Genomic DNA, 12,199 nt, shown 5'->3' on the forward strand with positions numbered 1-12,199 from the left:
GTTACGGCATAACCACGATAGGAAAAGAAATCTGGAAGCGAATACCGCGTGTGGTTTCGTTGGGAGGCTGCTCGCCAAACAGACAAATCCACGGCGCAGAAAGCAGGAGAGGTTCGCCTGTCGGCGTCAACAAACGCTCCCCTCCTGAATCTAGAAGCCACCACCCGTCACTGGTCGGATCCGGCATCACAAAGGGCCGTGTCCCTTCAAGCGTTGCGTGGTGATAGAACTGATCAAAAACGGCCTTTTGATCCCGGTCAACACTGATTGAAAACCCATAAAACTGCGCCACGGAGGAAAACCGGCGACGAAAGGAAGGCGGGCCGGTTTCCCGGCGTCTTTTAAGACGCGGGTCCTGTGGCTGACGCTGATAGCTGCTCCGTTGAGGCTTGGGAAGATCGTCAGGCCACTCAAGCATCACCGCTTCACCCGCTTTTTCGTCAGACCATAGTCCTGACCAAGCGTCTTTTGTGCAGCACCACCACGCATGTTGATACCATCGGCAATCTGCTCTGACATTATGAAACGAATACTGCGTCCGCCACGCTCGTCCCGCTCCTCTTCAACATCAACATGAGCCTTTGAGTAGTTGTTCACGACCACGCTGACAGGGGGAGCAGCAGGTGCAACAAAAGCCCCGGCCCGCATTCCATTTTCATTCGCCGAAACAGGAGGAGACGCAAACGATGCAAAGGCCGAAGGCCCATGGGAGCTTACAAATCCGCCCGCCTGATACCCTTTCAAGGTGTTGCGATGCAAAGCCTCCAGTACATCAACGCCAATACGCCGCGTTGCCGGGGCGCTGAATACATACTCGTTGGCATGAACAACCCCTTTGACCTGATTATCTGCACCTGGCCCCGTCGCGCCGCCCTCCTGGAAGCCAAACAATCCGCCAATCCCCTTAAAGAGACCTGCAAAGAACCCGCCAAAGCCTCCCCCGCCTCCCAATCCTCCACCGGCAAGCCCACCTCCGGCCTCACTCAGTCCGGAGAAGACGTTTTGAAGTCCGCGTGACAAGCTACCTGCAAGGTTTTGGGATTCTCCGGCAAACGAAGTCGCTGTGTTGGCAAGTGAACCGGAACTGTTCGCAAGAGACGATACGGCCTGGCCGACCCCCCCATCAAAGCGGGTCAGGCTTGACGCCGAATTTGAAAGCCCGCCCCCAAACGTATCCAGCGCGTCTTGCGCTGCCTGCAGTCTGCCAGTCCAGTTATGCATGGCTTCAGGGTTGCCCCAGCTAAAGCCGGAGGGACGCTCAAAGCCGCCAAAGGCAGCCGTTGCCTCACGCAAATTGGAGCTGTTTTGCAAAGCGCGAAAGGCGCGCCCTTCTGTGGACATCAGCTCCGACCAGGCGAAATTGAGCTGCCCCTGCACATTTCCAAGATTCTTGCGGCCACCAATGAAATCAAACAGATTAAAACGCCTGTCATTGTGCTGAAATAATCCAAATGCATTACCCCCATCCCCCACAGCCAGCGGATTAAAGGCGCTTTCTGCCTTGACGTGACCAAGAATTGCAGCCGTCTGAAAATCCTTGAGACCCTTTTGGGAAAAGAAGTTCCAGACCTGCGAGGCAACTGATCCATCAAAAGACGGGGCAGCAGGCGAAGTAAGAGGAATGGAAGATCGCGCCCCTTGCAAACCAACCACTGACCCGAAAGCCGGGTTTGCAGCAGATTGAGCCGGTGCTCCTGACAGTGCTGGAACAGTGACACCACCCGATGTCCGACCGGTTATCGATCCAAGTAGTCTCGACAGAAAATCATTCGGGGCGGCTCCGCCAAACAGAAAGTTCAGCTGCCCCGCCAGAAAGTCCCGCAAAATCTGTTTGGCAAGATTTTCCAGAACATCGGAGAATTTTTCTCCATTGACAATCGCATCTGCAAATCCGTCCGCAAGCTCCTTTCGCAAGGGACTGACAGCCTCTTTCAAATCCGAGGCCTTGCGTTCTGCAAGATAAAGCTTTGCTGCATAGGCGTTCGGCCCATTGCCATGGGACAACTCCTCCAATCGCAAAAGCGACGTTGCCGCATCATCCGCCGCCGAAGCGTAGTCACGCATCGCCTTGACTCTGGCAAGGTTCCCATCCCCTCCCACACGCGCAAAAAGCCCTTCACTCTCGAGTTCGCCAATGCGCTGAAGACGGTCCCCCAGCTCTTCTGCCGGTGTGCGGCTCGCCTCAATCAGCCGCTTGACTTCAGAAAGTCTCTTTTCCAGCTCACGGCTTGCCGGCTTGTTCAATTGCTCAAGAGCCTTTTGATAGTCTTTTGCCGCCCGCGTTCTTGCATCTCCCGCCTGCTCAGCAGACAAAAAGCCTTCCCGTTCCGCTGCTGCAATATCCTTCAAGGCGTCCTGATAAGTCTCAGCTGCCGGTTTGACCTTGCCAATCCAGGCTTGTGCAAGTTTTTCAAGACGGGCCCGCTCCTGCTCTGCAAGATAGGCCTGTTTTTGATCCTCACCAGTGTCATTTTCCTCCCCAAAAACAAAATCGGGGTCATATCCGTTCCTTCGATCAAGAATGCCCTGATATCGTTGGAGCTCTTTATCGATCACTTCAAGATCGTGGCGCGCTGTTTGAATAAGCGATGCGAAACGCTGATCCCCTCGCCCCCCATCTCGCTCTTCCAGACCCTTGAGGCGATCCTGTATTGCAACCCGCTCGTTCAAAAGGTCATTGTACTTGCCCTGGACGCGACTGGTCGCCTGATCCTCAACCGCACGCGTCAGGTCAACGAGATCGCTAAATCCACGCGCGGCCCCTGCCAGAAACTCCATAAGGTCCTTTGCGGCAGGCGCTGCATCCAAAAGAGCGCGGGTCAAATTGCGATCAAGGGTCAGGGCAGACTGTTTGAGGCTGCTGTCAACCTCCATGGCCTTTTGCACCAGGTCCCGCTCAAAGACATTCCCTGCAAGGCGGGCCTCTTCGATCATCGTGCGGAGATTTTTGGCACCAACGTCAATCAGCTCGACAAACCGCTCTCCTGCCGTTCCTCCAAACAGTTCATCTGCGATCCGAATACGGGCAGAACGATCAAATCCTTGCAGGCGGTCAATAATCTCAAGAAGAAGTTTTGACGGATCTTTCAACTTCTGCTTCAGCTCATCTGCTCCAAACCCAAGCCGTTGAAAAGCCTCGCTCGCAGGACCCTTGCCCGTAAACACAAACTCGTCAGCCCTCAGGTTCAACTCCTTCAAGCCGTCAGTTAACGCATCTACGGAAATCCTGTTGCGGTCGGCAACGATTTGCAGTTCCTGGAACCCTTCCACATCAAGGCCTGCGCGGCGGGCAGCATCCCCAACCTCGGCGACGCGTCTGGCAGCATCCTTGGAGGATCGAATGACACTGCCAAGGCCAAGGGTCAGCGCCCCAATGCCAATAGCGGCAGCGGCCCCTGCGGGCCCCATGGCTTTCAAGCCAGCACCAACAGCACCAAGGTTCGATGAAAGCCCCTCACTGCGACCCTTGAGGTCTGACACAGCTGCATCAACAGCCTTGAGGCTCCTTCTGGCCGGTTTGCTGGCTTTCTCAATCCGTTTGAGCGCCTCCTGGCCTTCCTGCCCGAATTTGCGCAACTCTCGCTGAACCACCTTGCCGTCAACAGCGGCAAGACGGATCCCGACTTGTGGCATTTTATTGCGGGCCATCGTTCATACCCTCATGCTCAAAACTCGACTTGAGATAGGCTCTTTCGAAAGTAACGAGGAACTCTGTGACGACAGACATAAAGGCAGGGTCCACATGGCCCGCCCGGGCCAGTGCTTCCCCGACAATAAGTCCGGTGCGTTTGCCGCTGAACTCTGACACCCGCCAGGAGCCCTGCCCGCTTGCAAGACGAACCGCAAGTCGGCCAAGAGCCGTCTTTGGAGCAAAGCGTTCAGCTGGACACCGCATGCCACAACTCTGGTTCAGCTTTTTGCATCCCAAGCAGTAGTCCGAACCGCCTCGCCCGAACCAGGCTGCGAGACGGGCAATTCGTTTCCCTCTGCACTCACGGTCGCTTGAACCGAATAAGCCACACGGTCAAAAGCAGACTTCATGTCCTTATGCAGAAGAAACTGCCCAATCGCATCGCGGGACAAGGCAAGTGGCTCACCCTTCTCATTTCCAACATGCTCCCATGAAGAAACGAGCTGCTCAAAAAGAAGAACACTGGAGACAAACGACGACAGCCCCAAGAACCTGCGGAGCCGCTCAGCCAAAAAGTCGTTCGCCGCTTCCTCATCACCAGATGAAAAAACACCATCCTCATCACTCTCATCAAGCCCCAGACCGTGCTGGGCCAGAAGACTATTTGGCACACCGAACGCTGCCAAAGCGCCCTGGGACATCAAAAAATCCCGGATAGCCTGCCCCGCTTCCGTTTGCGCCTGTTCAACATCAATTGAGTTGGCAGGTCGCATATGAAGAACAACACCAAAGGGCAACGACACAGACCGTTCCTCAAAGGAATATGCCGACGGCTTAAACATTATAAGCCTCGACCCCATTCTCCACTGTCACGCTCAGCATGGCCTTGTGTGCAGTTTGCTCCGCCCGCCAGTTAAACTCCGCCTGCAATCCACCCGGCCCCGACACAGGCGCAAAAGGGGCCTTTTCAAACCGAACAGTGGGAAGAGAAAGCAGTATCCTGGCGCTTTGCGACAAGGAAAACTCCAGCTCCATCGAGACCGGGTCCCCCGCCGCCATGATGTCGTAATAAGCATCATTTACATACCGAACCCGGCCCGAACCGTTACAACTGGCATCTTCATCCAATGCATACCCGGCCAGATACTTATCTCCTGTCAAATCATCAGAGGCAGAAGGATTGTTCTGGTAATTGAAAGAACCACCCAGGAAATTGGCGGCATCAACCCCATTGATCCGCATCAAACCCTTGGCGGCTGGTATTTGCCCCAACGGCAACTGTTCTGCCACAGAACCACCTTTACTGGCTGCAAGTTTTGTCTGGCTTCGACCGACCAATGAAACCGTTGCCTGACGAAAACCACTTGCCCGCGCAGTGTCAAACGATATCCCGGCTGCCAAACACCCAACATTTTGGAAAAACGCTGCGCCCGCCCGCTTCTCCACTTCAATGGTCCGATAGGAAAGAACTTCACCGCCGCTGGTGAACACATGCGTATAGGGACCATCACCGCTTGTAACAGGTGACCCGAAAAGCATGGTCAACCAATAGGGCAAGTGATTGACATCCATGGGCACGACAACTTCACCGCTCATGCTGACCAACCCAGGTGCAGGCCCTGTCTGATCACGGTTGTTGTGACGGTCTGTACCAAGAAGCGGGTCAGCTTCTTGCGGCTCACTCTCACCCAGGTTTTCAGAGTAAAATGGCGTTGCCAAATACGTTCCCTCTGAGGCGGTGTGAAAATCCGCCTGGTCAGAAAAAAGCAGATTTGCGGTCTTGCCGCGCGGGGTTGCACTGGTCGGCATGGATCAGGTCTCCAGGTCAAAAATCGAAAAATTCAAGGAAAATTCGGCCTCAATCAAACCCTGCCAGCAACAGCAAGATCCAAATCGCTCGCAGGGCGCAAAAGCTGCCCGTATTGCTCAGCCTCTTCTTTGCTCAACCGAAGAATGGCACCACGAGCACCCTTCCCCTCAACAGGGCCAAGCAACACAAAAGTCCCCTTGGCCGCTCGTCCAAGGGGGGATTTCTTGCAGGTCACACCATTTTCCTCAATGGCGCTCAGCGAAACAGAATCAGACATTGGATTTCTCACCGTTGATTGTTTTCATCTTTCACCTCGCGGGATACCCCGTCCTTCAGGTCGGGGAGGAAAGCGAGTGCGGCCTTCGGCCGCTTCTCTTTGAGATTTGACATATTTGGCGATGACCGATAGCGGTGCGCCTCCGCAGCTTGCTGCGAAATATGCGGGCGACCAGAGGACGCCTTTATGGTAACGACCAGTAATTTCGGGCCTGTACTCTCTCAAAGTTCTACTTGAGACGCCTTTCAGTCTGTTGACCAGCTTTGAAAGCGCTATTTTGGGTGGGTAATGGACAAGTAGATGCACATGATCGTCTTCCCCATCACATTCGACAAGTTTGGCTTCGAATTCGGTACATACTTTTGCAAAGATATGCTTCAGGTCTTGAATTGCCGGTTCTGATAAGACGTTGCGTCTGTATTTCGTGACAAAGACCAAATGGACGTGCAGAAGATAAACGACATGCCGACCAGTTCTGTAATCCATGTTGTTGCCTTTGGGAGCCAATGTTAGGGTCCGAGCATGATTCAGCGCGGCTATCGTTATAAATTGGGCCCTACACCAGAGCAGGAAGATTTGCTTGCCCAGTTTGCTGGCGTGTGTCGTCTGATTTACAATATCGCCTTGGAGCAACGCCGCGATCATTGGCAGAGGTTTAGAAGTAGAACCGGCCAGAATATCAGCTATCCGTCTCAGGCTCGCGAATTGACCCTGCTTCGTGACGAGTTTGACTGGATTGCTGCAGTTTCCCAAACCTGCCAACAACAGACCCTGAGGGATTTGGACCGGGCTTACCAGAACTGGTTCAAAGGCATTGCCAAATACCCAACCCCAAGGAAAAAGGGGCGTAACGATACGTTCCGCTATCAAGGCCGCGAAGTTCAAACCCGCAAGTTGAATGGCAAATGGTCCGAAGTTCGTTTGCCCAAGATCGGATGGGTTGGGTATCGCGATACTCGTGCGTTGCGAGGCAAGATCAACAATGCGACGATCAGCCTTGACGCCAAGGGCTGGCATATATCTTTTGCTGTTGCGATTGAGCACGAAGCGCCGGCTAATATTGCACCGTCTGTTGGTGTCGACCGTGGCGTAGCAAACACCCTTGCGCTTTCGACCGGTGAACGACTTTGTGTCCCTGAAAGACTGATCAAGTTGGAGAAGCGGCAGAGAAGAGCGCAGAAGATGCTGTCCCGCCGTAAGCGCGGGTCGAGGCGATATGCCAAGGCACGGAAACGTGTTGCTACGCTGAGCGCATTGCGTTCGCGCATACGCAAGGACTGGCATCACAGGGCCAGCCTTGATCTGTCCCGCCGATTTGGAACTGTGGTTCTTGAGGATCTCAAGACCAGAAACATGACAGCTAGCGCAAAAGGAAGTGCTGACGAACCGGGGCGTATGGTACGCCAAAAGGCGGGACTTAACAGGTCTATCCTGAACCAGGGCTGGCATATCTTCGAAACCCTACTTGAGTACAAATTGGAAGAGCGGGGTGGGTATTTGTGTAAGGTGCCTGCCCATTACACGTCGCAGACCTGCGCGGAATGTGGAACCGTCGATAGGGAAAGCCGTCAGAGCCAAGCGTCTTTCTCTTGTAAACATTGCGGACACACCGACCATGCAGACACAAATGCTGCGAAGGTAATTTTGCGTCGGAACACGGCGTCTATGGACATGGAGGAAGGGCATTGGCTCTCCTGTGAAGTGTCAACTCGAAAGAGCCGTAAGGCTCTCGAAAATCCCCCTCCTTCAGGTGGGGGAAGATGTTAACACAGGAAAATCAAAAAGGTCCGCGTGATCGGGTGAACCATGCATCGATGGAACAACAGGCAGGTTCAACTTAAACCAAAGCTCCTGCGCCTGTTTGCAGCCAAAGGAACGACGCGTCTCTGCAACCATGCGAACGCGCACCGAATTCGGTACACCAGACACCTGCACAGGTTCGCGCTCGGGCTTTGAACCTTGCAAGAAATGTTCGGCCAAAACCGCATAACATTCGCGCTGATAGGTTAGGACGCGTTCGCGAACATGTTCGTCCTTGATCCGGTTGCTATCGACCGTAAATAGCCAACCATTGATCAGCTCAAGCTTTAAACAAAGCGTCTTCTGCTCACCGCCCCGACCGAAAGGCACCTGCATAATACAGGTACCTTCCGACAAAATAGGATCACGTGAAACACGTTGGCGTTGCCCCTCCCATTTCATCCCCATTGCCTCTACGATCGGTTTAAGGGCCACATACACGCCGTCTTCAGCCTCAAAACCGAACAGTGTGTCACCACGAAAGTTCACTGTAATAATCTTACCCATTGTAAAGTCTCCATCGGCGCCCGGTCCGCCAAGCCCGGAAACGCACAGGGGTTTGCATTTGCAAACACCGGGGCCGATGAAGCCGGGTGTTCGCGTCTCTTCTCCACTGGCGGCGGAGAAACTTGCTTTGATCAGTGAAAGAACGGCGGACCGACCTAATAGGGCACGTTCGAGACAAAACCCGCGCTCAGGACGACTGTAATCCCGGCAATGTTTGCAGCTCCGTCCGTTGCCTGATCAAGCCGATCGATCCCGGAAATCTCGAAGACAGCGCAGCTGTCTTCCTTCTCATTCGCCCTTACCAGCGCTTGATGCACACAAGACAAAAAGAACTTCAAAACAGAGCGCCGCTGCGCATCCGTCTCCGCTTTGACAATCAGTTCCAGCAGCGCTGTTTGACGAAGCTCATATTGAAAAGCCCCAGCTCCGAGCGCCTCATTGAGCCGCTCAAGGTCCCCATCCACCATATTGGCATAGGCGCTTGCCCCCTCATCCAGCACGGTGAAAGCCCGCTCGAGCGTTTCATTGCGATCAATCGGCGGAATGCCATCATGGCTTTCGGCAACATCCTGCAAAACAGCGTGTAAGGCCGTCAAAACATCATCAGAGCTCATTGACCGAGCCTTTGTAGCATTTTACGCGTAATGAGATCCGGGGTCGCCTGTTGAATGATCCGGGCCGTCAACGCTACATCGAAGCGCTTGCCGAGGCGCACCTGCTTCACCAAAGTATACATGAGCACGCGCTCAGACTTGCTGCGTCCGCCTGCCTTTACACGCCGTGACCCTTTGCGCTTGCCGCGCGAGCGTCGAAACCCCGTTTCAGAAAACGCATAAAGGACACGACCACCCGCCCCAGGTTTTGCAACAACTGCAAGACTTTCATTTCCAAATTCGCTCAAAAAATCCGCCATGGACATGCGCCGACCTCTCGCCCCTCGCTTGCGGCTCGCAGGCGCAAAGTCAGTCGGAATGGCCAGCCAGCCACCTTGAGACACGGAACGGATCGCGCCGTCCTTCGAAAACGCATCTACGATCTGCGGGGCCTTGCTCCAAATCAGCGCTGCAGGCTCCATTGTGGGTAAGCCTTTACGCGGATAAACCTGAGAGCGCCACGTTTTCGCAAGTCGCGCCCCCAATCCCGCTCTGGTTATTTGCTGCCTGAACCGTCGTTTTCCCAATTCGGCAGCATCTTCCATTCCGCCCCGCAAGGCAGCGCTCAGTTCCCTTTGCTCCCCTTCCAGGTGCTTTTGCAAATCACCGACAAGGGCAAGTTCAAAATCAGCCATGGATCACATCGACCTTGCATGACCAGACAAGTCGGGCCGGATCCGTGAGCCGGGGCTCGCCAACCACCTTGTAGCGATCTCCGCTCTCAAGGGAAAACACACCTCCAACAGCGGGCGAGAGTTCCCACGCTCGCACGAACAGCAAAGTCGAACGAGCGACCGGGCTGGAAAATTCCGAAATAGAAACGCCAATGTCTTCGTCTGTGGCAAATCTGATTTGACAAGAGGCATCTTCCCCCACAGCCGGAGAATAAGTGGCCGCATCACCGAGCTCTTCAAACTCGGCATCGACCACTTGCCTATCTAGTTCTTTCATCGGGGTTTCAGGAGCCAATAAGCTGGTTCTGAGCGGGAGGCGATGGCGGAGCACCCGAGGAGCCTGAAGGTTTCAACATCTCCCAGAACTTGTCACGCTCATGCGCTGAAATTTCAAAGCCAAGCCGTTTTTCCAGTTCGGCAACGACAGGCTTACCGCTTGAAGTGAATGATCTTCATTTTCTGCATCAAGTTGCTCTATAGCCGCCGTCATGGCGTTTTCAAGAGCTTTGCCTGAAGGGCGCTTTACCGGACTCACTTCTCCGGGATTTTCCGGAAGCGTACCAAACTGTTTTACAAGAGCATCCGCCTCGTCAGCATCAAGGGCGACCGGGTTCCCCGGTGCAATCTCACCCTTGTTCGTGACAACTGTCACCGGCAGGCGAACCGTTTTTACATTTCTCTTCGACATCAGTCGTCTCCAATTTTAATAAGGCGGCAGTTTCCCGCCACTCAATTCACCAAACGTTGCTGCAGAGCTTTTGGTGCTCCTTGAAGCACTCAGTCCGCTCAAGAAGCTCGACTTATCGCGTTTTCGGACGGCGAACCGACCTCCGCTTCGCCTGAAAACGCTTTATCGAACCAATACAAAAGCCGTTGCGTTAACCTCACCTGGAACAGGGAGTGGCGCTGATTGCGTCATCAGGAAATCAACGGAAGGATCTTCCTGTGACCACATTTTCGGAAAGCGGCTGACCGCCTTCAAGGCACGATTGTCCCGGATAGCTCCGTGGCAAAAGCTGCCAGCCAATGTGGGAGGTGCAGCCATCAAACAACCAAGGCTCGGGAAAAAATCAAGGATAGTGCCATCCTCAGCTTCAAAGATCTGGGTGTATTGCCAGAAATCGAATTGGCCGATAGACCCCAGATAAGCAGCGACCATATCTTCAGCGCCAGTGGCAACCGGACCAAGCTGAAAACGCCCGTCCATCTGACGACGGTTATCCAGAACGTCCTTGATTTCAGCATCGCCGGTAAACAGTTCAGCTGCCTCCGCCCCAAAGACAACATTCGTTACCGACCCACCCGACTTCTTGGCGATCTCTGTTGCCCAATTCCGAATATTGGACTTGATACTCACACCATCCTCGCCCCATCGAGCACCACCTGTCAGAATTTTCGTCAGGGACGGATCCCTGCCAAAATCGACGGTTTGTGCAGGATAGTCCTCGCCCTCACAGACAACAGCACCTGTTGTCAGCACCTGTGCGCACATCCACTCTTCACGACGGGTGATCTCAGCGTCCTGATCGGCAAGTTTCTGGATCATATTACGCCGATAACGTTCTTCTGGAGACAGCTCGCCGCCAAAAGCCTCGCCTGCCAGCCGGACAAAGTTTTCATCCGGACTGATTTCATCTTTCGGCTTTACATAAGGAGGCTCAAATGTCTCAACTGAACGGCCACGAGCACGACGCGCCTTACCAGCAACATGCGGAGATACAAAGGGCGCAATCTTTCGACGCTTGGCAACTTTATCAAAGGCAATTTCTGCCGTCACGAATTGTACGCCAGTCGGAAAGAACATATCACGCAACCAAGCAGTCGGACGATCAAGTGTCGGCAGAACGCGTTGCAGCGCGGTGGTTGAATAAAGCGGATCCATGCTGGAAACCTCTCTTGTTGGAAGTAAAGTTGAGGAAAAATTCGCGCTGCGGCGGAACGATCAAGCCCGCGTGCGGACAAAGATGGGCAGACCCGCGATCCGAAACGCAGCCTCTACGCTATCAGCGTCATGATCGGCACCGAATTTCAGTTGGTCTGCTGCAAACTCACCGCTTGCATAAGCCGGGGCCACGACATCACCGCCACTGGCGTCGACATCTACAGCCAGAACCAGGCTCGGGACCTGCGATCCATCAGCTGCTGCCGAAGCGGTAAGCTGGTATTTGTCAGAATCGGTGATACGTCCCAAAACAGAACCGCGCTCCAGCTCTTGCCCGGAGAGAATTGTCACCTTGCGCATAGCAACAGGAAAGTCCCCGGCGACAAGACCGCCAGGTTGATAGGAAGAATTAGGCATCGTGCCCTCCTTCAAAACAATGTTGAGATGAGTGTTGGCGTTTTGCCTGTCGATCAACCTCGCGCCTTGGCGCGGTTGTCCTTCATACGCGAGGCGGTTGCCACAAGAGCATTATCACCTTCTGAAAGGTCAGATGCTGTGCCCTGAAAATCCTGCCCCGGCGATTTATCCTTGCCGGACATGGCTTGGGAAAGCGAAGAAGATTTCCCGCTTGCTTTCAAAAGACCCCTTGCCCGAGCGGGAGTTATACTTCCATTGGCAACATCATTTGCCAATTCCATCGCCAGCTTTGACCGGCCTTTTGCTTCCGGAGAGGACATCAACGCGAATGCCGCATCCACATTCGCGCGAGAACATGTGGCGTTGTCGCCTTCTTCATTCTCATTTCCATCTTCTGAGGCTTCATCGGTAGACTGCTCTTCCTGCTCGGCTTCATCCTCTTTTTCGTCCTCTGCGTCATTTTCTGACGCTGAATCAGACGCAGTATCGGGTGCTGGCTTACCACGAAGGTGAGCCAGAGCATTCTTTACTCCGGACATGTCTTTCTC

General features: G+C 54.1%; 16 protein-coding genes. 1 reads left to right on the top strand and 15 read right to left on the bottom strand.

Annotated features, from left to right (window positions below):
- Nucleotide 1: 1 nt before the first annotated feature.
- The 7 genes from TRICHSKD4_RS04440 to tnpA are packed head-to-tail and all read right to left on the bottom strand — an operon-like array spanning nt 2 to nt 6,204.
- Entirely contained in the window at nt 2-418 is a 417-nt protein-coding gene (locus tag TRICHSKD4_RS04440) for a hypothetical protein (RefSeq protein WP_009466241.1), read from the bottom strand.
- Nucleotides 418-3,648: a phage tail tip lysozyme gene (locus TRICHSKD4_RS27920; protein WP_009466242.1), complete on the bottom strand. Its 3,231-nt coding sequence runs from the start codon at nt 3,646-3,648 to the stop codon at nt 418-420. The genes TRICHSKD4_RS04440 and TRICHSKD4_RS27920 overlap by 1 nt, the downstream gene beginning before the upstream one ends.
- Nucleotides 3,635-3,895, bottom strand: coding sequence for a hypothetical protein (locus TRICHSKD4_RS04450; protein WP_009466243.1), 261 nt, complete (start codon nt 3,893-3,895; stop codon nt 3,635-3,637). Before TRICHSKD4_RS04450 ends, TRICHSKD4_RS27920 begins: the two co-directional genes overlap by 14 nt.
- Before the next feature lie 14 nt (nt 3,896-3,909).
- A complete protein-coding gene (locus TRICHSKD4_RS04455; protein ID WP_040616162.1) occupies nt 3,910-4,473 on the bottom strand; it encodes a hypothetical protein in 564 nt (187 codons plus the stop codon).
- Nucleotides 4,466-5,440, bottom strand: a complete 975-nt coding sequence (locus TRICHSKD4_RS04460) for a phage tail tube protein (protein WP_009466245.1) — start codon at nt 5,438-5,440, stop codon at nt 4,466-4,468. Before TRICHSKD4_RS04460 ends, TRICHSKD4_RS04455 begins: the two co-directional genes overlap by 8 nt.
- 53 nt (nt 5,441-5,493) lie before the next feature.
- Nucleotides 5,494-5,718 (bottom strand): hypothetical protein, encoded by a 225-nt coding sequence (locus TRICHSKD4_RS04465; RefSeq protein ID WP_009466246.1) that lies wholly within the window; start codon nt 5,716-5,718, stop codon nt 5,494-5,496.
- Between the two features lie 24 nt (nt 5,719-5,742).
- The gene (gene tnpA, locus TRICHSKD4_RS28985) at nt 5,743-6,204 is read right to left on the bottom strand and encodes an IS200/IS605 family transposase (protein WP_083782717.1); all 462 of its coding nucleotides are present in this window, start codon (nt 6,202-6,204) and stop codon (nt 5,743-5,745) included.
- 36 nt (nt 6,205-6,240) lie between these two features.
- Between tnpA and TRICHSKD4_RS04470 the strand changes: the two genes are divergently transcribed.
- On the top strand, nt 6,241-7,485 hold the full coding sequence (locus tag TRICHSKD4_RS04470) for an RNA-guided endonuclease TnpB family protein (protein WP_009466248.1): 1,245 nt from the start codon (nt 6,241-6,243) through the stop codon (nt 7,483-7,485).
- Here the strand turns inward: TRICHSKD4_RS04470 and TRICHSKD4_RS27925 are convergent.
- The 8 genes from TRICHSKD4_RS27925 to TRICHSKD4_RS04510 all read right to left on the bottom strand — a co-directional run bounded on the left by TRICHSKD4_RS27925 (nt 7,465) and on the right by TRICHSKD4_RS04510 (nt 12,190).
- The gene (locus TRICHSKD4_RS27925) at nt 7,465-8,025 is read right to left on the bottom strand and encodes a phage antirepressor N-terminal domain-containing protein (protein WP_009466249.1); all 561 of its coding nucleotides are present in this window, start codon (nt 8,023-8,025) and stop codon (nt 7,465-7,467) included. The genes TRICHSKD4_RS04470 and TRICHSKD4_RS27925 overlap by 21 nt on opposite strands.
- A gap of 155 nt (nt 8,026-8,180) precedes the next feature.
- Nucleotides 8,181-8,639: a hypothetical protein gene (locus TRICHSKD4_RS04480; RefSeq protein ID WP_009466250.1), complete on the bottom strand. Its 459-nt coding sequence runs from the start codon at nt 8,637-8,639 to the stop codon at nt 8,181-8,183.
- The gene (locus TRICHSKD4_RS27930) at nt 8,636-9,313 is read right to left on the bottom strand and encodes a DUF6441 family protein (protein WP_009466251.1); all 678 of its coding nucleotides are present in this window, start codon (nt 9,311-9,313) and stop codon (nt 8,636-8,638) included. Before TRICHSKD4_RS27930 ends, TRICHSKD4_RS04480 begins: the two co-directional genes overlap by 4 nt.
- Entirely contained in the window at nt 9,306-9,629 is a 324-nt protein-coding gene (locus TRICHSKD4_RS04490) for a hypothetical protein (RefSeq protein ID WP_009466252.1), read from the bottom strand. Before TRICHSKD4_RS04490 ends, TRICHSKD4_RS27930 begins: the two co-directional genes overlap by 8 nt.
- 72 nt (nt 9,630-9,701) lie before the next feature.
- Nucleotides 9,702-10,040, bottom strand: coding sequence for a hypothetical protein (locus tag TRICHSKD4_RS04495; RefSeq protein WP_009466253.1), 339 nt, complete (start codon nt 10,038-10,040; stop codon nt 9,702-9,704).
- 162 nt (nt 10,041-10,202) lie between these two features.
- Nucleotides 10,203-11,234: a major capsid protein gene (locus TRICHSKD4_RS04500; RefSeq protein ID WP_009466254.1), complete on the bottom strand. Its 1,032-nt coding sequence runs from the start codon at nt 11,232-11,234 to the stop codon at nt 10,203-10,205.
- Nucleotides 11,235-11,294: 60 nt separating this feature from the next.
- Nucleotides 11,295-11,651, bottom strand: coding sequence for a head decoration protein (locus TRICHSKD4_RS04505; protein WP_009466255.1), 357 nt, complete (start codon nt 11,649-11,651; stop codon nt 11,295-11,297).
- A 53-nt stretch (nt 11,652-11,704) separates the two neighbouring features.
- On the bottom strand, nt 11,705-12,190 hold the full coding sequence (locus TRICHSKD4_RS04510) for a hypothetical protein (RefSeq protein ID WP_009466256.1): 486 nt from the start codon (nt 12,188-12,190) through the stop codon (nt 11,705-11,707).
- Nucleotides 12,191-12,199: the final 9 nt, after the last annotated feature.

Source organism: Roseibium sp. TrichSKD4, from assembly GCF_000148725.1.
Lineage (GTDB): Bacteria > Pseudomonadota > Alphaproteobacteria > Rhizobiales > Stappiaceae > Roseibium.

Coding starts and splice junctions, on each gene's coding strand:
- TRICHSKD4_RS04440 (WP_009466241.1), bottom strand. CDS start 418: ATGCTTGAGTGGCCTGACGATCTTCCCAAGCCTCAACGGAGCAGCTAT.
- TRICHSKD4_RS27920 (WP_009466242.1), bottom strand. CDS start 3,648: ATGGCCCGCAATAAAATGCCACAAGTCGGGATCCGTCTTGCCGCTGTT.
- TRICHSKD4_RS04450 (WP_009466243.1), bottom strand. CDS start 3,895: ATGCGGTGTCCAGCTGAACGCTTTGCTCCAAAGACGGCTCTTGGCCGA.
- TRICHSKD4_RS04455 (WP_040616162.1), bottom strand. CDS start 4,473: ATGTTTAAGCCGTCGGCATATTCCTTTGAGGAACGGTCTGTGTCGTTG.
- TRICHSKD4_RS04460 (WP_009466245.1), bottom strand. CDS start 5,440: ATGCCGACCAGTGCAACCCCGCGCGGCAAGACCGCAAATCTGCTTTTT.
- TRICHSKD4_RS04465 (WP_009466246.1), bottom strand. CDS start 5,718: ATGTCTGATTCTGTTTCGCTGAGCGCCATTGAGGAAAATGGTGTGACC.
- tnpA (WP_083782717.1), bottom strand. CDS start 6,204: ATGGATTACAGAACTGGTCGGCATGTCGTTTATCTTCTGCACGTCCAT.
- TRICHSKD4_RS04470 (WP_009466248.1), top strand. CDS start 6,241: ATGATTCAGCGCGGCTATCGTTATAAATTGGGCCCTACACCAGAGCAG.
- TRICHSKD4_RS27925 (WP_009466249.1), bottom strand. CDS start 8,025: ATGGGTAAGATTATTACAGTGAACTTTCGTGGTGACACACTGTTCGGT.
- TRICHSKD4_RS04480 (WP_009466250.1), bottom strand. CDS start 8,639: ATGAGCTCTGATGATGTTTTGACGGCCTTACACGCTGTTTTGCAGGAT.
- TRICHSKD4_RS27930 (WP_009466251.1), bottom strand. CDS start 9,313: ATGGCTGATTTTGAACTTGCCCTTGTCGGTGATTTGCAAAAGCACCTG.
- TRICHSKD4_RS04490 (WP_009466252.1), bottom strand. CDS start 9,629: ATGAAAGAACTAGATAGGCAAGTGGTCGATGCCGAGTTTGAAGAGCTC.
- TRICHSKD4_RS04495 (WP_009466253.1), bottom strand. CDS start 10,040: ATGTCGAAGAGAAATGTAAAAACGGTTCGCCTGCCGGTGACAGTTGTC.
- TRICHSKD4_RS04500 (WP_009466254.1), bottom strand. CDS start 11,234: ATGGATCCGCTTTATTCAACCACCGCGCTGCAACGCGTTCTGCCGACA.
- TRICHSKD4_RS04505 (WP_009466255.1), bottom strand. CDS start 11,651: ATGCCTAATTCTTCCTATCAACCTGGCGGTCTTGTCGCCGGGGACTTT.
- TRICHSKD4_RS04510 (WP_009466256.1), bottom strand. CDS start 12,190: ATGTCCGGAGTAAAGAATGCTCTGGCTCACCTTCGTGGTAAGCCAGCA.